Here is a 26,416-nt window from a genome sequence, read left to right on the forward strand (position 1 = left end):
ACACAAAGTCTTTCTGGTGTTGTTCGGCATCGGGAGGGCGCGCGTGTCAAGTATGGAATGTCCGGCGCCAAGGCAGCTTTCACGTGTCGTCTATATCAGCCGGGCGCGTACCGGATCACGGCGTTCCGACATCGCCAGCCTGCTTGCGCAGTGCGACCGCAACAATCCTGCCGAAGAACTCTCGGGACTGCTGCTCGCCGATCCGACCAGCTATCTCCAGGCTTTGGAAGGGCCGGTGGACGCGGTCGCCCGGCGAATGGCGCTGATCCGCACCGATCGTCGCCATTCGCATATCGCCATCATCGCCGAGGGCCCCATCCCTGCCAGGCAATTCGGTCATTGGGCGATGATCCATCGCGACCAGACCGCCATGTCGCCCGAAGCCTTCAGCCGGCACGTCGCGATGGACGTGGCGGCCGTCGACGACATCGCGCTCAAGGCCGTTTTCCTGGGCTTTGCGCGAATGACGGTCTGAGCCGCCTGTCCCGTTTCATTCCCGTCGCGATAGTGACGAGCGCGCCTGCGCTTGCTAACCGGCGCTCATGTCCTACCAGTCCGACCTTCTGACCGTCCTGTCGCAGCGCGGCTATATCCACCAGATGACCGACGCGACCGCGCTCGATGCGCTGGCCGTCAAGGGCGTGGTGCCGGGCTATATCGGCTTCGACCCGACGGCCCCGTCGCTGCATGTCGGCAGCCTGGTGCAGATCATGCTGCTGCGCCGGATGCAGCAGACCGGGCACAAGCCGATCGTACTGATGGGCGGCGGCACCGGCAAGATCGGCGACCCGAGCTTCAAGGACGAGGCGCGCAAGCTGTTAGGCGAGGACGGCATCCGCGCCAACGTCGCCTCGATCCGCCGCATCTTCGAACGCTTCCTGACCTTTGGCGACGGGCCCACGGATGCGGTGATGGTCGACAATGCCGACTGGCTCGACAAGCTTGAATATATCCCCTTCCTGCGCGATGTCGGCCAGCATTTCTCGGTCAACCGGATGCTGTCCTTCGACTCGGTCAAGCTGCGGCTGGATCGCGAGCAGTCGCTCAGCTTCCTTGAATTCAACTATATGATCCTCCAGGCCTATGATTTCCTGGAGCTGTCGCGCCGCGCCGGCTGTCGCCTGCAGATGGGCGGGTCGGACCAGTGGGGCAATATCGTCAACGGCATCGAACTGGCCCGCCGGATGGACGGGACCGAGGTGTTCGGCGTCACCACGCCGCTGATCACCACGGCCGATGGCGGCAAGATGGGCAAGACCATGTCGGGCGCGGTGTGGCTGCACGAGGATCAATTGCCGCATTTCGATTATTGGCAGTTCTGGCGCAATACCGATGATCGCGATGTCGGCCGCTTCCTGCGCCTCTTCACCGACCTACCGCTCGACGACATCCGCCGACTGGAAGCGCTGCCCGGCGCGGAGATCAACGAGGCCAAGAAGATCCTGGCCAATGAGGCGACCGCCATGTGCCGCGGCCCCGCCGCCGCCGAGGAGGCGGCCGAGACGGCACGCCGGACCTTCGAGGAAGGCCAGGGCGGCGACTCGCTGCCCCGTTTCGCGGTCGATGGGCCGGTGGCGCTGGTCGATGCGCTGGTCGGCCTCGGCTTCGCCAAGTCGAAGGGCGAGGCCCGACGGCTGATCGCCGGAGGCGGTGCGCGCGTCGATGGCGAGAAGATCGCGGACGAGGCGGCGGTGCTGACCGTCGGCGACGCGCCGCTGCGTCTCTCCGCCGGCAAGAAGCATCACGGGCTGCTCACCCGGAGCTGAGCCTGCCAAAGTCGAGCGACAAAAAGGGGCCGGCACCGATAATGGTCCCGGCCCCTTCTGCCTGTGCCGGTCGGCCGGTGGTCGCCCACCGGCCATGCCGGGATCAGAAGCGCACGTTCGCTTCCAGGCCGATGGTCCGGGGCGGGTTGAAGTTGGCATAGTCGCCCAGCGTCTTCGCATTGGCGGCCGAGCGGCGATAGATGAAGCTGTTGTTGAGCAGGTTGCGGCTCCACAGCGACACGGTCATCGTCGTGCCCGCCCCCGTCAGCGGAATGTCCGCCAGCGCGATACGGCCGTTCATCACGAAGCTCTTGTCGGTGTGCGTCGTCTCGTTCTGGAAGCTGTACACCGGATCGGCATAATTGCCGTCCAGATGGAAGCGCAGCTTGGCGTCCGAGCCCGTCAGCGGCGTCTCGTAATCGACATAGGCCGAGGCGGCGTTGCGTGGCGTGAACACCACGAAGACCTGGGTCGGCGCATTGTTCAGGAAAGGGTTCGGCGTCGCCGGCACCTTGGTATAGGTATAGGCGTAGCTGGCGCCGACCGTCATCCCCTCGACCGGGTTGGTCGTGACGTCCGCCTCGATCCCGCGGATCTTGGAGGTGCCCGGCGCATTGCGGGTTTCCTCGGTATGCAGATTGTAGGTCGGGCTCGACGGATTGGTGTCGACATTGTCGAAGTCGATCTGCGTGCCCGTCCGATCCATGATATAGCCGGCGAGGTTCAGGCGGACGCGCCTGTCGAACAGGTCCATCTTCGACCCGATCTCGTAGGACTTGACCGCTTCGGGGCCGAAGGCGGTGAAGGTCTGCGACCGGGCATTGGCGCCGCCGGCGCGGTAGCCGGTCGCGTATTTGGCATAGAGGTGGATCGCATCGGTAGCGTCGAATGCCGCCGTGACCATCGGATCGAACCGGTTGTTGTTGAAGGTGAACGGGAAGTTGGTCGACTTGCCCTGCACCAGGAACAGCGTGCCGTTGCGCTTGTCGCGGGTGTAGCGGCCGCCGACCGTCAGGTGGAAGGCGTCGAAGCCCGCCGGCGTATAGGTGCCCTGAGCGAAGGCCGCATAGCTATAGGCGCGCGCGAAGCTGCCGCGCTGGAAGAAGAAGGAGCCCGGTGCCCAGCCCTGGTTGTTCGACGTGATGGTGCCGAGCGCGACCTGCGACAGGATGGTATAGCCGGTGCCGTCCGCATTCCACTGGTTGGTCGAGGGCGTTGCCGCCGTCTCGCGGGCGTCTTCGGTGAAATAATAGAGGCCGGCCACATAGTCGAACTGGGGCAGGCTACCGACCGCCTGGAACTCCTGGCTGAACTGGTGCTGCTGCATGAACGACAGGCTGTAGCGGCTGAACTTGCTGTTCGGCAGGAACACGGTGCGATGCGCGCCGCCCGAATTGTCCCACTGGTCGGTGGTGACGCCGCGCCAGGCGGTGATCGAGCGGAGTTCGAGGTTCGGCGTGACCTGATAGTTGAGCTTGGTCGAGAAACCATGCGTCTGGTCGACGCTGAGCTGCTGCGGCACGCCGATATCGGCGTGCTTCATGCGGGTGTCGCCCGATACGACGACCAGCGGCGACAGCGGCGCGATGGTGCCGGCGGGCAGCTTGCCGCCATTGGCGGAGATCTGCGCCAGCGTCGCGACCGGCAGGCCGGTCGGATTGTAATTGACCAGCTGGCTGTAGAAGGGCGTGTTCTGGTCCTTCGCCTGGTCGTACGACAATTCGACCGAGAAACCGTCGACCGGCTTCCACAGCGCCGCCGCATGGCCGCCGACGCGGTTGAAATAGCCCCAGCCGGCCGACCCCGGCAGCGGGTTGGTGACGAAGGCATTCTGGTGCTGGAGCACGCCGTCCAGCTTGACCGAGATATTGTGATATTCCGGCAAGTTCAGGTGGACCGCGCTGTTATAGGCGCCATAGTTGCCGACGCCGGCGGTCAGCGACGCGCCGAACTTGCCGGTCGGTCGTGCGGTGACGATCGACAGCGCGCCGCCCTCGGTATTGCGGCCGAACAGCGTGCCCTGCGGTCCGCGCAGCACCTCGACGCGCTGGATGTCGAACAGCGCGGCGTTCAGACCCTGCGATCGGCCGAGATAGACGCCGTCGATATAGACGCCGACGCCGGTATCGCGCGCGGTCTGGTTCTGGTCGAACGGCACGATGCCGCGAATGCCGATGGTCAGCGCCGACTGGCGCGCCTCGAAGGTGGCGACGCGCAAGCTCGGCACGGTGCCGTCCGCCAGGTCGAGCAAGCTCTGGACATGCCGATCCTTGAGCGCTTCGGTGCCGAGCACCGATATGGCGATCGGCGTCTTCTGCAGGTTGGTTTCTCGCTTGGTGGCGGTGACGACGATCTCACCCAGCCCCTGGTCCGCGGGCGGCGCTTCCCCGGCCACCGGCGTCGGTGCCGGATCGCCGCTGGCGACCGGTGCGCTGGCGGGCACCGTACCGGCCCAGGCCGGCGTCGTCGCGATCAGGCTGAGCGCCACGCCGGCCAACAGCCGCGTCCGGCTGACCGTTACCATCGTCATTATCGTCATTCCCCACTCGTATCGGCTTGTGCCTCTCGAGTGGCCGATAGGCGGGGGCTGTGGCGGCTGTGTTTCGCTTTTGTGAAGGCGGGGGACTTTCTCGCTTCACCTTCGAGTCATGTTGGGAGCGGGGCGCGACGAACCCGGTCGGCCTGTCAGGCGCACCATATTGCGGCGCTATGTCATTACAGCATCATAGCGCAGGCCCGCCGGCCGTCACCCCATCCTGTCGCAGACTGTCCAGCGTCGCGTCGACGATCCCGCCGATCCGCCGCGATATCACCGCCCAGTCCCGCGCGGGATCGATGACGCGCCGGATCATCATGCCCATGCCCAGCACCATGATCAGGTCGCTGAGCGCTTCCTGCTCGCTCGCCGGGCTGGCCGGCGCGAGCGCCTCCAGCGCAGCGGCCAGACACTGGCGAATCCGGCAATCGATCCGCCGATGGATGTCGGCGATGCGCGGGTTGCGCCCGACCTCCGCCAGGATTTCCGTGAACATCCGGCATTCCTCGACCGTGTCGTCGATCGAGACGAACCGGTCGACCCAGGCGCGGATCGCGAGCGCATCCTTGCTCTCCACCGCGACACGCAACGATGCTTCGTCCAGGAAGTCGGCGATATCGACCTCGGCCATCGCCGCGATGATATCCTCCTTGCTCGCGAAGTCGCGGTAGATTTGGCCGACCTTGATGCCCGACGCGGCGGCGATCTGCGCCACCCCGGTCTGGTGAAAGCCATGTTCCACGAAGAGCGCGCGGCTGACGTCCAGCAGGTGCCGCCGCCGTTCGTCGACCCGACTTGCACGCTTCGCATTACCGCATTGCAACAAATTCAATCGCCTGGCCTTCGTGACGGGTTGCCAACGACCCCGACCGGGGATTAGAGGCACCCGTAAATGTGAGTGATCGATCACTCACACATAACCGGGGATCGCGGTCGACGCCATGAAAAATATCGCTCCTGTATTGGGTTTTACCCTGTTTCTCGCGGCCTGCGGGCAAGCGCAGCAGCAGCCACAGGCGGGGCCTCCGCAAGTGGCCTACGTCACCGTGGCCGAGAAGCCGGTGACGCTCAGCAGCGAACTGCCGGGCCGTACCAGCGCCTATGAAACATCGGACGTCCGCCCGCAGGTCAATGGCTTGGTGCTCGCGCGCCTGTTCCAGGAGGGCGACATGGTCCGCCAGGGCCAACCGCTCTATCGTATCGATTCGTCCCCCTATGAGGCGCAGGTCGCCAGCGCGCGCGCCGCGTTGACCCGCGCGCGCGCCGCGATCGCGTCGTCCAATGCGCTGGCCCGTCGCTATGGCGAGCTGGTCAAGATCAACGCCATCTCGCGCCAGGATTTCGAGAACGCGACGACCTCGGCGCAGCAGGCGCAGGCAGATGTCGCCGCCCAGGCCGCCGCCCTCCGCACCGCGCAGATCGATCTCGGCCGCACTACAGTGAAGGCGCCGATCACCGGCCGGATCGGCCGCTCGACCTTCACCACCGGCGCGCTCGTCACCGCCGCCCAGACCGAACCGCTCTCCGTCATCCAGCGGCTCGACCCCATCTATGTCGACATCCAGCAGTCGAGCGCCGACCTGCTCAAGCTGCGCCAGCAGGTCCTGGCCGGGCAGGTCTCCCGCGACAGGACCGATGCGCGGGTGCGCCTGAAGCTGGAGGACGGCACCAGCTATGGTCCCGAGGGCACGCTGAAGTTCACCGATGTGACGGTCGACCCCGCGACCGGCAGCCAGACGATCCGCGCCGTTTTCCCGAACCCGCGCGGCCTGTTGCTGCCGGGCATGTTCGTCCGCGCCGAGCTGGTCGAGGGCACGCGGTCGAACGCGATCCTGGTGCCGCAGCGTGCCGTGACGCGGGACGAGAAGGGCCAGCCGCTGGTCATGGTGGTCGGCAATGACGGCAAGCTCCAGCCACGGATCCTGACGGCGCCGCGCACGGTCGGCCAGGATTGGCTGGTCACCGCCGGGCTGAAGCCGGGCGACAAGGTGGTGGTCGAGGGCGCACAGAACCTCCAGCCCGGCACGCCGGTGAAGGCGGTGCCCTTCTCCGAAAAGGCCCGGCCCGCCCAAGGCCAGCCCCCCGCTCAGGCACAGGCGAAGTAAGCCCCATGTCCCGCTATTTCATCGACCGGCCCATCTTCGCATGGGTCATCGCGCTCATCCTGATGCTGGCCGGCGTGCTGGCGATCCGCAGCCTGCCGATCGCCCAGTTCCCGACCATCGCCCCGCCCGCCGTTTCCGTCACCGCCACCTATCCGGGCGCGGACGCGGAAACGCTGGAGCGGACCACCACGCAGATCATCGAGCAGCAGCTCAAGGGCATCGACCATCTGCGCTATTTCGCCTCCTCGTCGTCGTCGGCGGGCACGGTGACGATCACCCTCACGTTCGAACAGGGCACCGATCCCGACATCGCGCAGGTGCAGGTGCAGAACAAGCTGCAGGCGGCGACCTCGCTGCTGCCGCAGGAGGTGCAGCGTCAGGGGCTTCAGGTCGCCAAGTCGTCGGCCAACTTCCTGCTCATCATCGGCCTCTATTCGACCGATGGCAGCCATTCGGGCAGCGACCTGTCCGACTATGTCGTGTCGCGGCTCCAGGACCCGATCAGCCGCGTCAACGGCGTCGGCGAACTTCAGGTGTTCGGCGCGCAATATGCGATGCGCATCTGGGTCGACCCGATCAAGCTCAACAGCTATCAGCTGACGGTCGCCGACGTGACGGCGGCGGTGCAGGCGCAGAACGCCCAGGTTTCGGCCGGCCAGCTGGGTGCGCAGCCCGCGCCCAAGGAGCAGATGCTCAACGCCACCGTGTCGGTCCAGTCGCGGCTGCAGACGCCCGAGCAGTTCGGCAACATCCGCCTGAAAAGCAGTGCGGGCGGCGCGATCGTGCGCCTGCGTGACGTGGCGCGCGTCGAGCTGGGCGCGGAGAATTACGGCTTCGATCTGCAATATAACGGCCGCCCCGCCTCGGGCTTCGGCGTCAAGCTGGCCCCTGGGGCCAACGCCCTGACCACGGTCGAGCTGGTCAAGCAGCGCGTCGCGGACATCTCCAAGACCTTCCCGGCCGACGTCAAGGTCGTCTATCCCTATGACACCACGCCCTTCGTCCGCCTGTCGGTCGAGCAGGTGGTGCACACGCTGATCGAGGCGGTCGTCCTCGTCTTCCTCGTCATGTTCCTGTTCCTCCAGAACTGGCGCGCGACGGTGATCCCGACGATCGCGGTGCCGGTGGTGCTGCTCGGCACCTTCGCGGTGATGGCGATCGCCGGTTACTCGATCAACACGCTGACGCTGTTCGGCATGGTGCTGGCCATCGGCCTGCTGGTCGACGACGCCATCGTCGTGGTCGAGAATGTCGAGCGCCTGATCCAGACCGAAGGGCTGAGCCCCAAGGAGGCGGCGCGCAAGTCGATGGACGAGATCACCAGCGCGCTGGTCGGCATCGGCCTGGTGCTGTCGGCGGTGTTCCTGCCCATGGCCTTCTTCGGCGGGTCGACAGGCGTCATCTATCGCCAGTTCTCGATCACCATCGTCTCGGCCATGGTGCTGTCGATCGCGGTCGCGCTGATCCTGACCCCGGCACTCTGCGCCACCATCCTCAAACCGCACGACCCGACCAAGCATGAGGGGCATGGCCCCCTCGCCCGCTTCTTCCGTTGGTTCAACGCGACCTTCGATCGCGGCACGCACAAGTACGAGGGCGGCGTGACCCGCACCGCGCGCAACTGGAAGCGTTCGGCGCTACTCTATCTGCTGATCGCGCTGGTGATGGGCGTGATGTTCTGGCGACTGCCCTCGGGCTTCCTGCCCGACGAGGACCAGGGCACGGTCATCGCGCTGGTCCAGGGGCCCTCGGGCGCGACCACCGTGCGCACCGACAAGGCGCTGGCGCTGGTCCGCGACCATTTCCTCACCGCTGAGAAGGCGAATGTCGCGGGCGTGTTCACGATCAGCGGCTTCTCCTTCGCCGGCCAGGGCCAGAATGCCGGCCTCGCCTTCGTCAACCTGAAGCCATGGGAGGATCGCTCCGGCGCGGCGAACAAGGCGCAGGCGATTGCCGGCCGCGCCATGGGGCCCTTCTCGCAGTTCCACGACGCGATGATCTTCGCGCTGGTGCCGCCGGCGGTGCAGGAACTGGGCAACGCCACCGGCTTCGACCTCCAGCTCGTCGATACCGGCGGGATCGGACATGAAAAGCTGCTGATGGCCCGCAACATGATGCTGGGCATGTCGATGCAGGACAAGAGCGTGACGCAGGTCCGCCCGCTCAGCCTGGACGATGCGCCGCAGCTCAAGGTCAATATCGACGAGGACAAGGCGCGCGCGCTGGGGCTTGACCTGGCGACGGTCAACTCGACCATCGCGACGGCCTGGGGCGGTGCCTATGTCAACGACTTCATCGATCGGGGCCGGGTGAAGCGTGTCTATATCCAGGCGGACCAGCCCTATCGCCTGGCGCCGGACGATATCGGCGACTTCTACGTCCGCGGCGACAGCGGCGCGATGGCCCCTTATACGGCCTTCTCGACGCTGAGCTGGGCCCAGGCGCCGGTGCAGTTGACCCGCTATAACGGCCAGCCGGCAATGGAGCTTCAGGGCGCCCCCGCCCCCGGCGTCAGCACCGGCGACGCGATGGCGGCGATGGAGGCGATCCATGCCAAGCTGCCGCCGGGCACCGCCCTGGAATGGACCGGCCTGTCCTATGAGGAGCGTCTGTCGGGCGGGCAGGCCCCGGCACTCTACGCGCTGTCGCTGCTGATCGTGTTCCTCTGCTTGGCCGCGCTCTACGAAAGCTGGTCGGTGCCGATCGCGGTCATGCTGGTCGTGCCGCTGGGCGTGGTCGGTGCGCTGCTCGCGGCGCTGCTGACCGGGTTGAACAACGACATCTATCTGCAGGTCGGCCTGATCACCACGATCGGCGTGTCCGCGAAGAACGCGATCCTGATCGTCGAGTTCGCCGAGGAGCGGGTGCGCGACGGCTGGCCCGCCTTCGATGCGGCGGTGGAGGCGGCCAAGCTGCGTCTCCGTCCGATCCTGATGACCAGCCTGGCGTTCGTGTTCGGCGTGCTGCCGCTGGCGGTGACGACGGGCGCGGGTGCGGGTGGACAGAATGCGATCGGCCGCGCGGTGGTCGGCGGCATGATCTCCGCGACGGTCCTCGCGATCTTCTTCGTGCCGATGTTCTTCGTCGTGGTCAGCCGGCTGTTCAAGCATGGCCAGACCGACCGTCGCCAGGATCATGCCGACCACCCCAACCTGTCCGATCGCGGCGCCCAGCCGCAGGGAGCCTGACCTGTGAAGATGAAGATGCTGGCCGCCCTGCTGGCGGCGACGACGACGCTGGCGGGCTGCAATCTCGCCCCCACCTATGTCCGCCCGGGCGGCGCGGTGCCTGCCACCCTGCCGCAGGGTGGTCCCTATCCCGCCGCGTCCACCGACGCGCCGGATGTCAGCACGATCGGCTGGCGCGACTTCTTCACCGACCCGCGCCTGCGTTCCGTGATCGAGCTGGGCCTGGCCAACAGCCGCGATCTGCGTGTGGCGGCCGCGAACGTGCTTCAGGCGCGGGCACAATACCGCGTGCAGCGTTCGGACCTGGTGCCGACGACCAGTGTCAGTGGTTCCGGCACCTACACCAACAACATCTTCGGCGCGGCCGGAGCGGCCGGCGGTGGTAGCGCCGGTGGGGCCGGCACGGGTACTGGCAATACCGGCGGCGGCACGGGCGGCGGCGTCACCACCGGTGGCGGCACGACCAATATCGAGGCCTATTCGGTCAATGCCGGCTTCTCGCAGTTCGAGCTCGACCTGTTCGGCCGCATCCGTAACCTGACCCGCGCCGCGCAGGAGCAGGTGCTGGCATCGGAGGAGGCGCAGCGTTCGACCCGCATCAGCCTGATCGCGGAAATCGCCAGCGCCTGGCTGACCATGGCGTCCGACCAGGAGCAGCTACGCCTGTCGCAAAGCACGCTGGCCACGTTCAAGCAGACGCTGGACCTGACGACCGCGCAGTTCCGCATCGGCGTCGGTTCCGAGCTGGAGGTCCGGCAGGCGGAAACCAACTATCAGTCCGCCCGCAACGACATCGCCGCGCTCCGGACCCGGATCGCGCAGGACCAGAATGCGCTCAACCTGCTGGTCGGCACCACGGTCGCCGCCGGCCTGCTGCCGGGTGATTTGGGCACGGCGAACTATACGCTCGACTCGCTACCGTCGAACCTCTCTTCGGCGGCGCTGCTCCGCCGGCCCGACGTGCTCCAAGCCGAGCATCAATTGATCGCGCAGAACGCCAATATCGGCGCGGCGCGGGCGGCCTTCTTTCCCAGCATCTCGCTGACCGCGACGCTGGGGACGATCAGCACGGCGCTGTCCGGCCTGTTCGCCGGGGGCAGCTTCACCTATACCGGCACGCCCGCCGTCTCGCTGCCCCTGTTCGATGCGGGGCGGCGCAAGGGCAATCTCGACTATGCCCGGGCCTCCGAACAGGCGGCGGCCGCCACCTATGAGCAGACGATCCAGACCGCGTTCCGCGAGGTGGCCGACGCGCTGGCGCAACGCGGCACGATCGGCGAGCAGGTCGCCGCGCAAACCGCACGGGCTGCGGCCGCGCGTGGCGCAGCGCGCCTGTCGGACGCGCGGTTCCGGGCCGGAGTGGACTCGTTCCTGACGACGCTCGACGCGCAGCGGACGGCTTATGCCGCCGAACAGAGCCTGGTGACGACGCGCCTGACCCGCGCCAGCAACCTGGTCACGCTCTATCGCACGCTGGGTGGTGGCCTGAACTGAACCGGACCGGCGGGGCGAGCGGATCGCCCCGCCGCATCAGGCCTCGCCTTCGAGTTGCCGGGTCTTCGCGGGCCCCATGGCAATCAGCTCCAGCAATCGGCCGGCCCCATAGGGCTTGGCCAGCACCGCCGCATTGTCGATCGTCCCGACCGCCGACGGATCGCCGGTCGCGAATATGATCCGCGCCAGGGGATGGAGCGCGCGGGTCCGCTCGGCGAGGATCGGTCCCGACGCCCCCGGCAGGTTGACGTCGGTCACCAGAATATCGACCGGCACGGTCTGGATCGCTGCCATCGCTTCCTCGGCGCTGCCCGCCTCGACCACGACATAACCGGCATCCTCCAGGATTTCCGCCGTATTCGCGCGGATCAGCGCGTCGTCCTCGACCAGCAGCAGCGTCGCACGGGCCGTGACCGGGGCCGGCGGCATGGCGATCTCCAGCTCGGGTTCCGGCACGACCGTCGGGGCCGGGACCGGCACCGGCCGGACGCCGGCCATCCGCCGCTGGCCCTGATTGGCCAGGACGTGGCGGACCTTCCGTGCCAGCGCCTCACGCGTATAGGGCTTGGACAACAGCTCGACGCCCGCGTCCAGCTTGCCGCCATGAACGATCGAATTCTCGGTATAGCCGGAGGTGAACAGCACCGCGATCTCCGGCAGCCGCTCACGGGCTTTGCGCGCCAGCTCCGGGCTCTTGAGGGTGCCCGGCATCACCACGTCGGTGAAGAGCAGGTCGATCGGCATCCCGCTCTCGACGATGGCCAAGGCACTCGCCGCGTCCACCGCCTTCAACACCCGATAGCCCAGGTCGGACAGGAGCTCGACCACCGTCGCCCGCACCTCGGCGTCGTCCTCGACCACCAGCACCGTCTCGGTGCCGCCGGTGACCGGGCCCGTATCGGTCGCGACCTCGACATCCTCGCTCTCATAGGCGCGCGGCAGATAGAGCTTGATCGTCGTCCCCTCGCCCACCTCCGAATAGATCTTCACATGGCCGCCGGATTGCTTGACGAAGCCATAGACCATCGACAGGCCCAGGCCCGATCCCTTGCCCTCCGCCTTGGTGGAGAAGAAGGGTTCGAACACCTTTTCGATGATCTCGGGCGACATGCCGCTGCCGGTGTCGCTGACCGCCAGCATCACATATTGGCCCGCCGTCACCTCGTCATGCGTGCGGGCGTAATCGTCGTCGAGATGCGCATTGGCCAGCTCGATCGTCAGCTTGCCCTGTCCGTCCATCGCGTCTCGGGCGTTGATCGCCAGGTTGAGCAGCGCATTCTCGATCTGCGCCGGATCGATGAAGCTGTTCCACAGGCCGCCGGCGACGATCGTCTCGACCTCGATCCCCTCGCCGATCGCGCGGCGCAGCATGTCGTCCATGCCCCGGACGAAGCGGCTGGGATTGACGACCTTGGGCTCCAGCGCCTGGCGCCGACCGAAGGCCAGCAGCTGCGACGCCAGCCGAGCCCCGCGCGAGACGCCGCCCATCGCATTGGCGACGCGCTGCTCCGCGCGGTGGTTGCCCGCCACATCCTTGGCGAGCAGCTGGAGATTGCCGGACACGACCTGGAGCAGATTGTTGAAGTCGTGCGCCACGCCGCCGGTCAGCTTGCCGACCGTTTCCATCTTCTGCGATTGGGCGAGCTTCGCCTCGGCCGCTCGACGGCTCTCGATCTCGGCGATGACGCGCGCTTCCAGCGTCTCGTTCAACTGGCGGAGCTGGTCCTCGGCGCGCTCGCGGTGGCGCACCTGACGGGCAAGCGCCTCGGCATGGTCGCGCAGCGCCGCCTCGGCCGCCCGCTGGTGCGAGATATCGGTGTGGACGCCGACCCATTCATTGATCTCGCCGCGATCGTCGAAGGTCGGCAGCGCCCGGACGGCGAAGGTCCGCCAGGTACCGCAATGCCGCCGGACGCGATGCTCGTGGACGAACATCGTCTTGCCGGCGACGGCCGCGTTCCAGGCCTCCACCGTCGCCGCCGCATCGTCCGGGTGGACGGCCTTGGACCAGCCGAAGCCGGCATAATCGTCCAGCGATTGCCCGGTCAGCGCGGACCAGCCCGGTTGCTCGCCGATCATCCGGCCATCGGCGCTGTTGGTCCAGAGCACCCCGTGCACCGCATCCATCGCCGCCCGGAAGCGGCCGTTGCTGGCCACCAGTTCCTCCTCGTGCCGCATCCGCTCCTCGATGTCCAAGACCAGCACGTGGAAGCCGGAGACGCGGCCATCCGCCTCGGTCCGGGGCAGGTAGCGGACATTGGCGCGGCGGGGATCCCCGTTGCTGTCGCGCAGGATCGAGTCCGTCTCGATCGTCTCGCCGGCCAGCGCCCGGCGCATCAGCGCCTCGCGCTCGGCGAAATTGGCCTCGCCGATCACGTCGCGCGCATGGCGCCCTACCACCTGCTGCGGCGTCAGACCGAACCAGTTGACGTAATAGCGATTGGCGAACCGGAAGATCAGATCGCGATCGACGAAGGAGATCAGCACCGGCAGCGCGTCGGTGACGGTGCGCAGTTCCGCCTCGCTCACCGCGCTGCGCCGTTCGGCGGCAACGCGGGCGCTGTTGTCGACACAGGTGCACATGACCCCGCCGACATCCCCGTCGCCATCATAGACCGGCGTGTAGAACAGGTCGAGGATGATGGTCTCGGCCTGCCCGTCCCGGTAGAGCGTCAGCGGCTGATCGCGAAAGGAGAGAAGCTCGCCCCGCATCGCCGAGGCCAGCATCTCGCGGTTCCAGTCCCAGATTTCCGGCCATACCTCCGCCGTACGGCCGCCAAGCGCCTCGGGATGGTTGCCGCCGGCAATGGCGCTATAGGCATCGTTGTAGAGCAGGACATGGTCCGGCCCCCACATCAGGACCTTGGCTACGGGGGAGTTGACAATGTTCCCGACCGTGGCGCGCAAGGTCGGCGACCAGCGTTCGATCGGACCGAGGGGCGTTGCCGACCAGTCCCGCTGCCGGATCAATGCGCCGCAATGGCCGCCCCCCTTCAGCCAGTCTCCGGCGCGTGCGTCGGTCGGCGGGGAGGATGCCGGGGTGTCGCGCAGCGAACGCAGAGCGGCACGCACCACCTCGCTCGCATTGCAATAATTGCCCGAGGCGATGCAGTCACCGATGAAGGTTTCGAGCTCGGGGCTGAGCGAAACGTTGCGAGTCTGGCGGCCAGTCATGCCAATTCGGATGCAAAGCTGGCGCCCCTGTGTCAACCTTTGCCAACGCCTTGTAATTATTAGCTAGCCGCTCGTCCCAAACCGGGTCAGGCGAGCATCCACCAGGTCGAGTTCGCGACCCAGCTGTTCGGCGACGCCGGTGGTGATCTCGCGACGATGCGCCAGGTTGAAGATCGCGCGCCGCTCCGCGCGGATCGCCGCCAGGCGCATCTCACGCTCCAGCCGCTCATCGGCCTTGGCGGCGATCTTGCTGTCGTCGTCATCCGCCAGCGCATCGAGGCGCTCGCGATATTGGTCCATCAGCCGGCCGGCCACATCGACGAAGCGGTCGGCATCGTCGCGCCCATCGGCCATGCGATGCTGGACGCGTTCGAGCTCGGCGATCGCTGCCTTCGCCCCGGCCCGGCGGGCTCTTGCACGTTCTGCTTCCACGCCCTGGTCGGCCGGCAGGCGCAGGTTGCGCAGCAGCAGCGGCAGTCCGATCGCCGCGATCATCAGCGACGACAGGATCACACCCGATGCCAGGAAGATCGCGAGATCGCGGGCCGGAAACTCGCGGCCATCGGTCATGGTGAGCGGCAGGGTGAGCGCGCCCGCCAGCGTGATCGCGCCGCGCGCGCCTGCAGTGGTCATGGCCGCGATCACCCGGCGCGGCGGGCTGGTCTTCTCCGCGTCGCCCTGCCGCCAGCGGGAGCGGTAGACGGTGAACTGCAGCGACACCCACACCCAGCCGAAGCGCAGCGCGCACAGGCCGGCGACGATCGCCAGCACGTACAGGCCCAGCCACCAGACGCTCTGATGCCCGGTCGCCGCCACCGTATCGCGGGCGCGCGCCACCACATCGGGCAATTGCTCGCCGAGCAGCACGAAGATCACCCCGTTCAGCGTGAATTGCAGCATGTCCCACACCGCGCGCCGCCGGATCCGCGTCGCGGCCGCCACCCCGGTCGAGACATTGGTGAAGGTCATGGTGATGCCCGCCGCCGCCGCCGCCAGCACGCCCGAGGCATGGAGATGCTCCGCCCCCAGATAGGCGGCGAAGGGGATCAGCAGGCTGACCAGGATGTTCGACCCGACATCGTCGCCGAAGCGGCGCGAAAAGGCGCTCTTGGCGCTGACGATGCCCCAGGCCAGCCCGGCGCCGATCGCCACGCCCGCCACCGCCATCCAGGCGAAGGTCGTCGCCGCCGTCCAGATGGAGAAGGACCCGGTCAGCGCCGCCGCGATCGCGAAGCGCAGGCAGACCAGGCCGGACGCGTCGTTCAGCAGCGACTCCCCCTCCAGTATGTGCATCATCCTGGGCGGAATCGTTACCTTCTGCGCCACCGCCGACACCGCGATCGGGTCGGTCGGCGACACCACCGCCGCCAGGGCGAAGGCGACCGCCAGCGGCATGGCCGGGATCAGCCAGTGGATGAACAGCCCCATGCCGAGCACGGTGAGGAAGACGAGGCCCAGCGCCAGGCCCAGGATCGCACCGCGATCCTTGAACAGCGCTTCCTTCGGGATGCGCCAGCCATCCAGGAACAGCAGCGGCGGAACGAGCAGCAGCAGGAACAGCTCGGGATCGAGTTCGACCCGGACATGCGCAACCATGCCGATCGCCGCGCCCAGAGCGATCTGGACGATGGGCCGGGGCAAGGCGGAGGGGAGTATTCGCGAAACGATGCCACTCACCACCACGGCGACCAGCAGGAACAGGCACAGCGTCACGATCTCCAAACCGGTCGTCTCCTTCGTTCAATGGCTACTTTAGGCATACGTCATGCCCGGACCTGAGTTCCACCCCCACGGTCCTTTATAGGCGAAAGGCCGCCGCACCGGCCTGGATGGAGCGGTGCGGCGGCCTTTTCAGAAGCGTGATGGAGGCGCAGCCGTCAATTGGCGGAGCTGGCCAGGCCGCGATCCTCCAGCATTGGACCGATGTCCGGGTCCTTGCCGTAGAAGGCGCGGAACATGGGGCCGTAATCCTCGCTATGCCCCTTGGACAGGATCATGTCGCGGAAACGCTGGCCATTGGCGCGGGTCATGCCGCCATGCTTCTCGAACCAGGCATAGGCGTCGTTGTCGAGCATCTGGGTCCACAAATAGGCATAATAGCCGGCGGAATAGCCGTTCGCCCAGATATGCAGGAAATAGCTGGAGCGGTAGCGCGGCGGCACGTCGGCGGTGTCCAGCCCCATCGCCGCCAGCGACTTGGCCTCGAACGCATCGACATCCTGCGGCCCGGCCGACGCCGGCAGCGAATGCCAGTCCTGGTCCAGCATCGCCGAGGCGATCAGCTCGCCCAAAGCATAGCCCTGGTTGAACTTCGCCGCATTCTTCACCTTGGTGACCAGCGCCGCCGGCATCGGTGCGCCGGTACGATAATCCTTGGCGTAGTTCGCCAGCACCTTCGGGTCGAGCGCCCAATGCTCGTTGAACTGCGACGGGAACTCGACCCAGTCACGCGCGGTGTTGGTGCCCGACACGGTCGGATAGGTCTGGTTGGCGAACAGGCCGTGCAACGCGTGGCCGAATTCATGGAACATCGTCGTCACGTCGTCGAAGCTGATCAGCGCGGGCTGGCCCGGCGCCGGCTTGGTGAAGTTGGCGACGTTGTAGATCACCGGCTTGGTGCCGAGCAGCTTCGACTGGCCGACGAAGTTCGACATCCACGCGCCGCCATTCTTGTTGTCGCGCTTCCAATAGTCGAAATACATCACGCCCAGCTCGGACCCGTCCTGGTCATAGACGGTGAAGACGCGCACGTCGGGCTGATAGACCGGCAGGTCCTTCCGCTCCTTGAACGTCAGACCATAGAGCTGGTTGGCGGCGTAGAAGACACCGTCCCGCAAGACCCGGTCGATCTCGAAATAGGGCTTCACCTCATTCTCGTCGAGGTCGTACTTCGCCTTGCGGACCATCTCCGCATAGCGATCCCAGTCCCAGGGCTTCAGCGCGAAATCGCCGCCATTGGCGGTGATGACCTTCTGGATCTCGGCCGCCTCGCGCTTCTGCTCGGCCGCCGTCGCCGGGATCAGCCGCTGCATGAACGCCTTGGCCGCCTGCGGCGTCTTGGCCATCTGGTCGTAAAGCACATAGGCCGCATAGTTGGGATAGCCGAGCAGTTGCGCCTTCTGCGCGCGCAGGTCGGCGAGCTGGACGATGGTCGCGCGCGTGTCGTTGGCGTCGCCGTGCTCCGCCCGGTTCCAGCTCGCATCGAACAGCGCCTGGCGCGTGGCGCGGTCGGTCAGCGACTGGAGCATCGGCTGCTGCGTGGTGTTCTGGAGCGGCAGCAGGTACTTGCCGGTCAGTCCGCGCTCCTGTGCCGCCTGTCCCGCCGCCGCGATCTGGGCTTCGTCCAACCCGGCCAGCCGTGCCTTGTCGTCGACCACCAGCGCGCCGCCCTTCGCCGCCGCCAGCAGCTTCTGCTGGAACGCCGTCTCCAGCGTCGACAGCTTGCCGTTCAGCACGCGCAGCTTGGCCTGGTCGGCGGCCGACAGCTTCGCGCCGGCATGGATGAAGTTGTTGTAGGTGATGTCGAGCACCTGCGCCTGCTCGGGCGTCAGCTTCAGCGCGGCGCGCCGATCGTAGAGCGACTTGACCCGCGCGAACAGGCGCGGGTTGAGGAAGATCGAGTCCGAATGCGCCGCCAGCTTGGGGGCGACCGCTTCCTGCACCTTGTCCAGCGTCGGGTTGGTGTTGGCGCCGACCACGGCCGAAAAGGCTTGGGCCGCGCGGTCGAGGATGCGGCCGGACCGCTCCATCGCGACGATCGTGTTGTCGAAGGTCGGGGCAGCCGGATCATTGGCGATCCGCGTCATCTCGGCCGCCTGCTCGGCGATGCCGCGTTCGATCGCGGGCTGGTAGTCGCTGTCCTGGATGCGGTCGAAGCGCGGGGCCTGGAACGGCAGGTCGCTCTGGACGGTCAGCGGGTTGACGCGCGCCGACTGGGCGTCCGCCGCGGCGGCAGTGATGCATGCCGCGAGCAGGCAGGCGGCGGCACAGGAACGGAGAAGCAGCGAGCGCGTCATGAAGGTCCTTGTTCGCTAGGAAATTCGGCAGGATTGGCTCAGGCCGTCATCAGCATCGGCCGGTTCATCTCTGCCCGGTCTCGGGCGATGGGGCAATGCTGGTGACAGAATTTACCATCGGCGAGGGTGCGCCGAGCAGCGCCCAGCCGGTCGGCAGATAGTCGGTCGACATGTAGAAATAGAAGGCGCAGGCGCCGTCGCGGCGATAGCTGCCACCCTTGACGATGCCATAGGCCCGCGTACCGCTGAACACCGGCGCGCCGCTGTCGCCCGCGCGGCAATTGGGGCCGACGACCGTCACCCAGCTCGGCAGGCAGGCGCCGCCGCACAGATCGCCGGCGGGCGCGAAATCGGTCAGCTCCACCGACGCGCAGCTATAGCCGGTCCGCTCGCCCCGGTGGCAGACATAGTCGCCCGCGCGCGTGCCCGCCAGCGACCGTGCATTGCGAACCGCCCGTGCCACCGTCTTGCTCGTATCGGCGAAGAAGAGCGGCGCAAGCGGCTCGGCGCTGACATTGACCTGCACGTCCTGATAGCCCCAGCCCCATTGCCCGACAAAGGCGAGCGGCTGGCGCTGTCCCTCGCCATCGACATAGTCCAGTTCGTCCGGGCAATGCGCGGCGGTGGCGATACCGGTCCGCTGGCCATCGGTCACCACAAAGCCGGTCGTGCAGGCATAGCGCCGCCCGTCCGCCGGATCGATGCCGACGACGCGCGCGCCACCCTCCGCCGCCGTGTCGACCGAGGGACGCTCGACGGTGCGCAGCCGGACCGGCGCGCCGAGAAGCGCCGCGAGCCGCGTGCGGAGCGACTGCACGCCCTCCCGCGCGATGTCGCTGTCACCGACCACCGCGACGATCGTGCCGGTGCGCTGGTCGACCCCGAAAGCGGGCGGGCGCAGCAGCGAGGCGCGGATTTCGGCCTGGTGCAGCCGGATCGACTCCGCCATCTGCGCACGGGTCGCCGCCGCGCCGGTGTGGAAACGGATCAGGACGACCGATCCGGCCGCCGTGACGAAGCGGTCCGTCACCGGCGCATCGCCCGTCAGCAGGACGTCGATGGCAAAGTCCGGCCCCGGCGCCACGGCGATGCCGGCCAGCCGGTCGGCGAACGCCCGCTCGATCGCGTCCGTCGTCGCCAACGTCTCGTCCTGCGCCAGGAGATGACGCATCGCCACGTCGAGCGGCAGGTGGAAGGCGGTGGCATATTCGCCCGCATCCTGCGCCAGCGCCTCCTCAGGCGACTGGATGCGCGGCGGCTCGGCCGCGTTCGCACCCGCCACCGCGCCACCACCCATCATCATCATCGCCAGCCCGATCGCGGCCGGCCGGAACCATCGCCTGTCCATTCGTCCCCTTTTCTGACACGGAAATTCCGAACCGGTGGTGAACCGCCCTTGCACTTGCGCGGCGGCGCGGCAAATGTCGCCCCATGTGCTATAGGATCCAATCATGTCGGGGATGATGCTCACGCGTCGCTCGGCGCTTGCCGGCATCGCCGCCGGTCTCGCCGCGCCCGCATGGGGCCGTGTTTCATTCGGAACGACGCTGGTCGCGGGCACCTATACCAATGAAGGCGGAGCGGGCCTCTATCCGTTGACGCTGCGGACGGGGGCCAAGCCCTGGACGGTCGGCGCGGCCAATAGCCGCATCGCCAATGCCTCCTTCGCCGTGCGAAGCCGCGCGGGACGCTGGTATGCTGTCGACGAGGCGGAGAATTGGCTCGGCGTCTACGCCCCCGACTGGTCGCGGATCACGCTCGCGGTCAGCGGTGGCGCTGCCCCCTGCCATGTCGCGCTCGACCCGGCCGATCGGCGACTGGCGGTGGCGAATTACAGCAGCGGTACGGTCGCGCTCTATCGGCTCGACGCCGATGGCCGGCCGGACGGCGTGCAGATGCTGCTCCATCATGGCCATGGCCCCGACACGGCGCGCCAGGCCGGGCCCCATGCCCATTGGGTCGGCTTTACCGGCGACGGACGCTGGCTGCATTCGGTCGACCTGGGCGCGGACGCGATTTTCGCCACTCCGATCGATCCAACGACCGGCATGGCCGGCACGACCGCGATCGCATGGCAGGCACCGCCCGGCACCGGCCCGCGCCACCTGGTGCGCCATCCGCGCCTGCCGCGCGCCTATCTCGTCAGCGAATTGTCGAACCAGCTGTTCAGCCTGGCAGCGGAACCGGACGGACGATTCGCCACGCTCGGCGTCCAGTCGATCCGGGCGGCTGGCGCGCAAGGGGCGGCCTATGGCGCGCACATCGCGATCGATGCGGCCGGTCGTCGCCTCTATGTGTCGGTGCGGGGCGACAACAGCCTCGCCAGCTTCGCGCTTGACGATCGCGGCACGCCGACGCTGCTCCAGCACATCGCCTCCGGCGGCAACTGGCCGCGCCAGTTCCTGCTGCTGGAGCGGGAACGCCGGTTGCTCGTCGCCAATGAACGCTCCGGCAATGTCGCCACGTTCGACCTGATGGCCGATGGACGGCTGCGGGCGACGGGGGCGAGCGCGGCGGTGCCCGGCGTGGTGTTCCTGACCCGTGCGTGAACTCAATCGCTGGCCGTTCGATACAGCATCCGTTCACGGGCAGGATGCTGATATGATACCGGATTTTCGCAAAGGACACGCCATGGCCCGGCCGGGTGACCCGCGGGACATCTCGCCCGACCTGGAACGTATCTTCGGCGCGCAGGCCAATGGCGGCGGCCAGACCGGCACCGGCCGCTCGATCGTCCCGACCGGCAAGCCCGTCACCCGGTCGCGCTGGCTGATCGGGCTGGTGCCGGTCGCCGCTCTCGGCTCGATCGCCTTCTTCCTGACCGAGGCGCAGGTCGCGCAGCGGCCCGTGCCCCATTCCGTCACCGGCGCGAAGGCGGCTATCGCCCCCGCCCCGCCCCCGGTCGCCTTCACGGCCGTCGCGCCCGCCACTCCGATGGCGACGCCCCCTTCCGGCGGCGGTGTCGCACCGGCCGAGACGCCCGCCCCCGGCCCCGCCTCGGCCCCCGTCAGTCAGCGTGTCGCACGGGTCGCTGCCGCTCCGGCGCGCGCGGGTGCGGCCGACGCTTCGCCGGCGCGTCCGTCCTGGCTGGCGACCGGCGACCTGTCGTCCAACTGCCGCCCGGGCAGTAACGAGGATGCGTGCATCTATCGCGACGTGCGCGACGCCGACCGCCGCCTGGTCCAGGTCTATCGCCAGGCGGTCCGCGCCGGCGTGCCGCGCGAGACGCTGGTCCGGACGACCAAGGCCTGGAACCGCGCGCTCGACCGTTCGCTCGACGATCCCGACGGCACGATCCGCCGCTACGACGCGCTCGCCGACGAACTCCATGCCGCTACCCAGGTCGCGCTTCGTGACCGCTGAACCGGTGTCGCTGCCAGGAGTGACCGAGGAGGATCGGAACCACCGCACCAAGAGACGGATCGACGGCCAGCTCGTCTATGCGGTCGGCGACATCCATGGCCGCTACGACCTGCTGCTCATTCTGCTGGAACAGATCGCCCGGGACGCCAGGCGCCACGAGGTCGCCGGGCGACGCCCCCTGCTGATCTTTTGCGGCGACTATGTCGATCGCGGTCCCGATTCCGCCAAGGTCCTGTCCACCATCGCCTGGATGCGCGCCGGCACCGCCTTCGAGACGCGGTGTTTGAAGGGCAATCACGAGCAGATGATGCTCACCTATATCGAGCAGCCGCCCGCCGCCGCCGGTTGGCTGCGCGTTGGGGGTGCGGAGACGCTGGCCTCCTATGGCATCACCGCACCCGCCTGGGATGCCGTGCCGGAGGAGCATTATCGCGCCCGTGACCAGTTGCTCGACGCCATGTCGGCGCGCCACTTGCGCCTGCTCCAGACGCTGGAGACGCTGCTGCTGATCGGCGACTATGCCTTCGCCCATGCCGGAGTGCGGCCGGGCGTCTCGCTCCACCGTCAGTTGGAGCGAGACCTGCTCTGGATTCGCGACGATTTCCTGAATGCCCGGCGCGGCTTCAAGAAGATGATCGTCCACGGCCATAGCTGGGATTCGGACGAGCCGTTCTTCGGGGCGAACCGGATCGGCGTCGACACCGGCGCCTATCGCACCGGCGTGTTGACGGCGGCGCGGATCATGGACGGAGAAATAGGTTATCTGCAGGCGCATGGACCAGAAGGTCCGGAGTCGTATGAAGCCGGCCATGGGGATCACTGAGCGAAGTGGATCAAGCCATCCCTTGGCAACCGCCGGTGTCAAAGGGTAAGCGCCCCATCAAAGAGGGAAATGCATGTCGAAGATCAGGCTTTGTGCCGCATTATGGGCGATGACGACGATCATCCTGTCGTTCCTTCTGTTCCTGTTGTCGGGCGGGTCCGCGATCGTGTCGGCGGCGATGACGATAGCCGCGTTGGTGCTGGCGGCCCCCGCCCCGTTCATGGCGAAGACCCGCGCCGCGCGGGTCCGCGTGGCGCTGGCGGCGATGGCCTATGTCGTCGGTCTCGGCGGCGCGATCGTGCTCGGCTATCTGGCCGAGATGCGACCGATGGCCCTGGCGCTGATCGGCCTGTTCGCGCTGGTCGGCCTGGGCCTGGCCGGCTGGGCCTGGACGACGCGCAATCGGCGGCCCAAGCCCGGCTGGGCGGGATATTACGACTCCCACTGACGGCGAGCGGGATCAGCGCTTGCGGACGAACTCGGCGCGCAGCACCAGTCCCTTGATCCCGTCGAACTTGCAGTCGATCTCCTGCGCGTCGCCGGTCAGGCGGATCGACTTGATCAGCGTGCCGCGCTTCAGCGTCTGGCCCGCGCCCTTCACGTCCAGATCCTTGATCAGCGTCACCTGATCCCCATCCGAGAGCAGGTTGCCGACCGCATCGCGGACCTCGACCTGTTCGCCGGCTGCGACCTGGGCGGCTACTTGCGATGCCGGCAGCCACTCGCCGCTTGCCTCGTCATAGACATAGTCTTCGTCCTGCATGGGACCTCCTGTGCGGTTGAAGCCGGCGGCTTTGCGGATGCACATGGCCGCTGACAAGCCTCGGTCGTCGATCAAACCAGGCCAAGTGGCGGCATCACGGGTTATCGCCCGAACTTGGCATGGAACTTTTTACCGTGCGGAAGAGGGTGGCTGGCCCGGGCAAAACGTCATGATATGGATCAACCCGCCCTCCTATGGTCCCGACGCGCCCGGAACGAAGCCGGTCTTGCGGTTTTGGAAGGGTCATGATCGTTGACCGAGCAATGCCGCCCCTCCCCCCTATCCGACCGATGTTCGATTGGGGCGCACCCGCCGCCGAACCGGCACGCGCCGAATTGTTCGACCGGATTGCGGACGCGGCCTTCCCCTGTGTCGGGGCCAAGGCGGCCATGGCGAAGGGCACGCTGGAGACGGTCGGCTGCCGCAGCCTCGACAGCGCCTGGGACGATGTCCGCATCCACGAACGGCTGCTCGCCTTCGCAACCGCCTATCGCGCCGATCCGAGCCTGTTCCGTAGCCTGGCGGTGATCTTCGACGGTCCCGGCGGCCTGTCGGAAGCCGAGTTCGAGCGGCTGCTCTGGACACGCGTCCAGTCGCTGTCGGACAAGGATGTGTGGCGTGGCCTGCCCTATGACCGGACGGTCAGCGCTGATCCCGACAGTCCGCATTTCTCCCTCAGCTTCGGCGGCGAGGCCTTTTTCGTCGTCGGCCTGCACCCTGCCTCCAACCGCCCCGCCCGCCGCTTCTCGAGGCCGGTGCTGGTCTTCAACCTGCACGACCAGTTCGAGGTGCTGCGCGCCCAGGGCAAGTATGAGACGATGCGCGAGAAGATCATGGTCCGCGACGAAGCCGTCGCCGGATCGCGCAACCCGATGCTTGCCCGGCACGGCCAGTCGAGCGAGGCGCGGCAATATAGCGGCCGGATGGTCGGGTCGGATTGGAAATGCCCGTTCCATTATAAGGGTGGTGACGAGGCATGAGCGCCGGCGTGCACGAGATCCCGGAGCGCAGCGGCACCGCCTTCCCGCTCAAGGCCGGCGAAATCCTGACGGTGATCGACCCACGGGGAGAGCAGGTCGCCGATCTGCTGGCGTTCAACGCGCATGACTTGGACGAGGTGATCTCCTCGGGCCGAACGCTGGATTATGCCGAAACGATCTACCTGACCACCGGCCATCATCTCTATTCGAACCGTTCGAACATGATGCTGGAGATTGTGGAGGATATGGTCGGTCGGCACGACTTCCTGCTGACGCCCTGTTCGGTCGATACCTTCCACCATTTCTACCCGAATCTGCCGGTGCATCGCGGCTGCTTTGGTAATCTGGCGGCGGCGCTGGAGCCCTATGGCGTGGTGCCGGACCGGATACCGGTGGCGTTCAACTGCTTCATGAACGTGCCGATCGACGGTGATACGGGCAAGCTGCGTGTCCTGCCGCCGATCAGCAAGGCGGGCGACCATATCCGCTTCCGCGCCGCCATGGACCTGGTGATCGGCCTGACCGCCTGTTCCGCGCCGGACTCGAACGGCGGCAGCTTCAAGCCGATCCATTACCGGATCGACCCCGCCACCGCCTGATCCGGTCAGGCGGGCAGTTCGCTGCCCGCCAGTTGGTGGTGTCGATAGCGCGTGCGCAATTCGGTCTTGAGCAGCTTGCCGGTGGCGGTATGGGGCAGGCTGTCGACGAACAGGATTTCGTCGGGCAGCCACCATTTCGCGACCTTGGTCGCCAAATAGGCCCGAATTGTCTCCGCCGTCACGCTCGATCCCGGCTTGGCGACGACCAGCAGAAGCGGTCGTTCGTCCCAGCGCGGATGGACGACGCCGATCGCCGCCGCCTCGGCGACCCCGGAGCAGCCGACCGCCGCATTCTCCAGATCGACCGAGCTGATCCACTCGCCACCCGATTTGATCACGTCCTTGGCCCGGTCGGTGATCTGCATCGTACCGTCGGGATGCAGGATCCCGACATCGCCCGTATCGAACCAGCCCTCCCCGTCCAGCGCATCGGCTTCCGCCCGGTAGTAGCGACGGATCACCCAGGCACCGCGCACCTGCAACCGGCCGGACGTGGCGCCGTCGCGGGGCAGTTCCCGTCCCTCGTCGTCGACGATGCGGAGTTCGATGCCGAACGGGATCTGGCCCTGCTTCGACACCAGGTCGAGCCGTTCCTCCAGGCGCATCGCGTCCCATTCGGGCGGCCGCTGGCCGGCCGTGCCGACCGGCGACGTCTCGGTCATCCCCCAGAGATGCGCGACCTCATAGCCCATGGCCCATAAACGCTCTATCATCGCGCGCGGCGCGGCCGAGCCGCCGATCGTCACCAGTTTCAGGTCGGCCGGCGGCGGGTTGCCGGCATCGATATGCGCGAACAGGCCGAGCCACACGGTCGGCACGCCCGCCGAATGAGTCACCCGCTCTCGTGTCATCAGGTCACACAGGACCGCCGGCTCGTTGACCGCGGAAAAGACGAACTTCGCCCCCGCGATCGGTACCGCCAGGGGCAGGCCCCAACCGGCCGCATGGAACATCGGCACCACCGGCAGCACGACGCCCCGCGACGACAGGTCGAACACCGCCGGGGTGATGACGGTCAGCGCATGGAGGAGAGACGATCGATGCGTGTAGAGCACGCCCTTCGGGTCACCGGTCGTACCGCTGGTATAGGCGAGCATGCAGGGCTCGCGCTCCGAGCCCTCGACCCAGGCATAATCGCCATCCTCGTCCGCGATCAGGGCGGCGAGCGTATCCGACCCCTCGCCGTCGAGTACGACATAATGGGCGATGGTCGGCCAGCGGTCGCGCATCCGGTCGACGATCGGCTGGAAGCAGCGATCGTAGAGCAGCACGCGGTCCTCGGCATGGTTGGCGATGAAGGCGAGCTGATCGTCGAACAGGCGCGGATTGATCGTGTGGATGATGCCGCCCATTCCGATCGCGCCGTACCAGGCGACCAGATGGTTGGCGTGGTTCATCGCCAGCGTCGCGACCCGGTCGCCGGGCCGGACCCCCAGCCGCTCCAGCGCCTGGGCCAGCCGCCGGGCATCGTGCGCGATCCGCGCCCAGTCGCTCCGTGTCTCGCGACCGTCCGCCCAGCGCGTGACGATCTCGCGCCGCGCATGTTCGCGCGCGGCATGGTCGAGGATGCGCGGCACGCGCAGCTCGACCTCTTGCATGGTATCCAGCA

Annotated in this window: 19 protein-coding genes; 11 read left to right on the forward strand and 8 right to left on the reverse strand. The window is 67.4% G+C overall.

Annotated elements, in window-relative coordinates; all coding sequences use genetic code 11:
• Positions 1 to 16 precede the first annotated feature (16 nt).
• Both BRX43_RS11620 and tyrS read left to right on the forward strand, forming a co-directional pair.
• On the forward strand, positions 17 to 475 hold the full coding sequence (locus BRX43_RS11620) for a BLUF domain-containing protein (protein WP_125995036.1): 459 nt from the start codon (positions 17 to 19) through the stop codon (positions 473 to 475).
• Between the two features lie 67 nt (positions 476 to 542).
• The gene (tyrS, locus tag BRX43_RS11625) at positions 543 to 1,766 is read left to right on the forward strand and encodes a tyrosine--tRNA ligase (RefSeq protein ID WP_125995037.1); all 1,224 of its coding nucleotides are present in this window, start codon (positions 543 to 545) and stop codon (positions 1,764 to 1,766) included.
• 103 nt (positions 1,767 to 1,869) lie between these two features.
• On the opposite strand, the gene BRX43_RS11630 is transcribed toward tyrS, so the two are convergent.
• On the reverse strand, positions 1,870 to 4,296 hold the full coding sequence (locus BRX43_RS11630; RefSeq protein WP_125995038.1) for a TonB-dependent receptor: 2,427 nt from the start codon (positions 4,294 to 4,296) through the stop codon (positions 1,870 to 1,872).
• Between the two features lie 193 nt (positions 4,297 to 4,489).
• On the reverse strand, positions 4,490 to 5,128 hold the full coding sequence (locus BRX43_RS11635; protein ID WP_164523588.1) for a TetR/AcrR family transcriptional regulator: 639 nt from the start codon (positions 5,126 to 5,128) through the stop codon (positions 4,490 to 4,492).
• 115 nt (positions 5,129 to 5,243) lie between these two features.
• On the opposite strand from BRX43_RS11635, the gene BRX43_RS11640 reads away from it, so the two are divergent.
• Genes BRX43_RS11640 through BRX43_RS11650 form a run of 3 tightly spaced genes read left to right on the forward strand, consistent with a single transcriptional unit; the run spans position 5,244 to position 11,089 of the window.
• On the forward strand, positions 5,244 to 6,407 hold the full coding sequence (locus BRX43_RS11640) for an efflux RND transporter periplasmic adaptor subunit (RefSeq protein ID WP_125995040.1): 1,164 nt from the start codon (positions 5,244 to 5,246) through the stop codon (positions 6,405 to 6,407).
• A gap of 5 nt (positions 6,408 to 6,412) precedes the next feature.
• Positions 6,413 to 9,595, forward strand: coding sequence for an efflux RND transporter permease subunit (locus BRX43_RS11645; RefSeq protein ID WP_125995041.1), 3,183 nt, complete (start codon positions 6,413 to 6,415; stop codon positions 9,593 to 9,595).
• Positions 9,596 to 9,604: 9 nt separating this feature from the next.
• Positions 9,605 to 11,089, forward strand: coding sequence for an efflux transporter outer membrane subunit (locus tag BRX43_RS11650; RefSeq protein WP_125995091.1), 1,485 nt, complete (start codon positions 9,605 to 9,607; stop codon positions 11,087 to 11,089).
• 36 nt (positions 11,090 to 11,125) lie between these two features.
• On the opposite strand, the gene BRX43_RS11655 is transcribed toward BRX43_RS11650, so the two are convergent.
• The 4 genes from BRX43_RS11655 to BRX43_RS11670 form a co-directional block, all read right to left on the reverse strand.
• The gene (locus tag BRX43_RS11655; protein ID WP_125995042.1) at positions 11,126 to 14,263 is read right to left on the reverse strand and encodes a type II toxin-antitoxin system ParD family antitoxin; all 3,138 of its coding nucleotides are present in this window, start codon (positions 14,261 to 14,263) and stop codon (positions 11,126 to 11,128) included.
• A gap of 63 nt (positions 14,264 to 14,326) precedes the next feature.
• Positions 14,327 to 15,985 carry a Na+/H+ antiporter gene (locus tag BRX43_RS11660; RefSeq protein WP_125995044.1) on the reverse strand — a complete coding sequence of 553 codons (1,659 nt, stop codon included), beginning with the start codon at positions 15,983 to 15,985 and terminating at the stop codon, positions 14,327 to 14,329.
• A gap of 155 nt (positions 15,986 to 16,140) precedes the next feature.
• Positions 16,141 to 18,279 (reverse strand): M3 family metallopeptidase, encoded by a 2,139-nt coding sequence (locus BRX43_RS11665; RefSeq protein ID WP_125995045.1) that lies wholly within the window; start codon positions 18,277 to 18,279, stop codon positions 16,141 to 16,143.
• Between the two features lie 64 nt (positions 18,280 to 18,343).
• Positions 18,344 to 19,627 carry a hypothetical protein gene (locus tag BRX43_RS11670; protein ID WP_125995047.1) on the reverse strand — a complete coding sequence of 428 codons (1,284 nt, stop codon included), beginning with the start codon at positions 19,625 to 19,627 and terminating at the stop codon, positions 18,344 to 18,346.
• A gap of 112 nt (positions 19,628 to 19,739) precedes the next feature.
• Between BRX43_RS11670 and BRX43_RS11675 the strand changes: the two genes are divergently transcribed.
• The 4 genes from BRX43_RS11675 to BRX43_RS11690 all read left to right on the forward strand — a co-directional run bounded on the left by BRX43_RS11675 (position 19,740) and on the right by BRX43_RS11690 (position 22,913).
• A complete protein-coding gene (locus BRX43_RS11675; RefSeq protein WP_164523589.1) occupies positions 19,740 to 20,828 on the forward strand; it encodes a beta-propeller fold lactonase family protein in 1,089 nt (362 codons plus the stop codon).
• 82 nt (positions 20,829 to 20,910) lie between these two features.
• A complete protein-coding gene (locus BRX43_RS11680) occupies positions 20,911 to 21,642 on the forward strand; it encodes a hypothetical protein (protein WP_125995050.1) in 732 nt (243 codons plus the stop codon).
• Positions 21,632 to 22,465 (forward strand): metallophosphoesterase family protein, encoded by an 834-nt coding sequence (locus tag BRX43_RS11685; RefSeq protein WP_241214917.1) that lies wholly within the window; start codon positions 21,632 to 21,634, stop codon positions 22,463 to 22,465. Before BRX43_RS11680 ends, BRX43_RS11685 begins: the two co-directional genes overlap by 11 nt.
• Positions 22,466 to 22,538: 73 nt before the next feature.
• Positions 22,539 to 22,913: a hypothetical protein gene (locus BRX43_RS11690; protein ID WP_125995053.1), complete on the forward strand. Its 375-nt coding sequence runs from the start codon at positions 22,539 to 22,541 to the stop codon at positions 22,911 to 22,913.
• A gap of 12 nt (positions 22,914 to 22,925) precedes the next feature.
• On the opposite strand, the gene BRX43_RS11695 is transcribed toward BRX43_RS11690, so the two are convergent.
• Positions 22,926 to 23,228, reverse strand: coding sequence for an alkylphosphonate utilization protein (locus BRX43_RS11695; protein ID WP_125995055.1), 303 nt, complete (start codon positions 23,226 to 23,228; stop codon positions 22,926 to 22,928).
• A gap of 290 nt (positions 23,229 to 23,518) precedes the next feature.
• Between BRX43_RS11695 and gntA the strand changes: the two genes are divergently transcribed.
• Positions 23,519 to 24,208: a guanitoxin biosynthesis heme-dependent pre-guanitoxin N-hydroxylase GntA gene (gntA, locus tag BRX43_RS11700; RefSeq protein WP_241214918.1), complete on the forward strand. Its 690-nt coding sequence runs from the start codon at positions 23,519 to 23,521 to the stop codon at positions 24,206 to 24,208.
• Complete coding sequence (locus BRX43_RS11705) at positions 24,205 to 24,807, forward strand: urea carboxylase-associated family protein (protein ID WP_125995058.1); 603 nt, start codon at positions 24,205 to 24,207, stop codon at positions 24,805 to 24,807. The genes gntA and BRX43_RS11705 overlap by 4 nt, the downstream gene beginning before the upstream one ends.
• 5 nt (positions 24,808 to 24,812) lie before the next feature.
• Here BRX43_RS11705 and BRX43_RS11710 read toward each other — a convergent pair whose 3' ends face one another.
• Positions 24,813 to 26,405, reverse strand: a complete 1,593-nt coding sequence (locus BRX43_RS11710) for a long-chain fatty acid--CoA ligase (RefSeq protein ID WP_125995093.1) — start codon at positions 26,403 to 26,405, stop codon at positions 24,813 to 24,815.
• Positions 26,406 to 26,416: the final 11 nt, after the last annotated feature.

Origin of the sequence: Sphingomonas sp. S-NIH.Pt15_0812, from assembly GCF_003951315.1 — a bacterium.
GTDB lineage: Bacteria > Pseudomonadota > Alphaproteobacteria > Sphingomonadales > Sphingomonadaceae > Sphingomonas.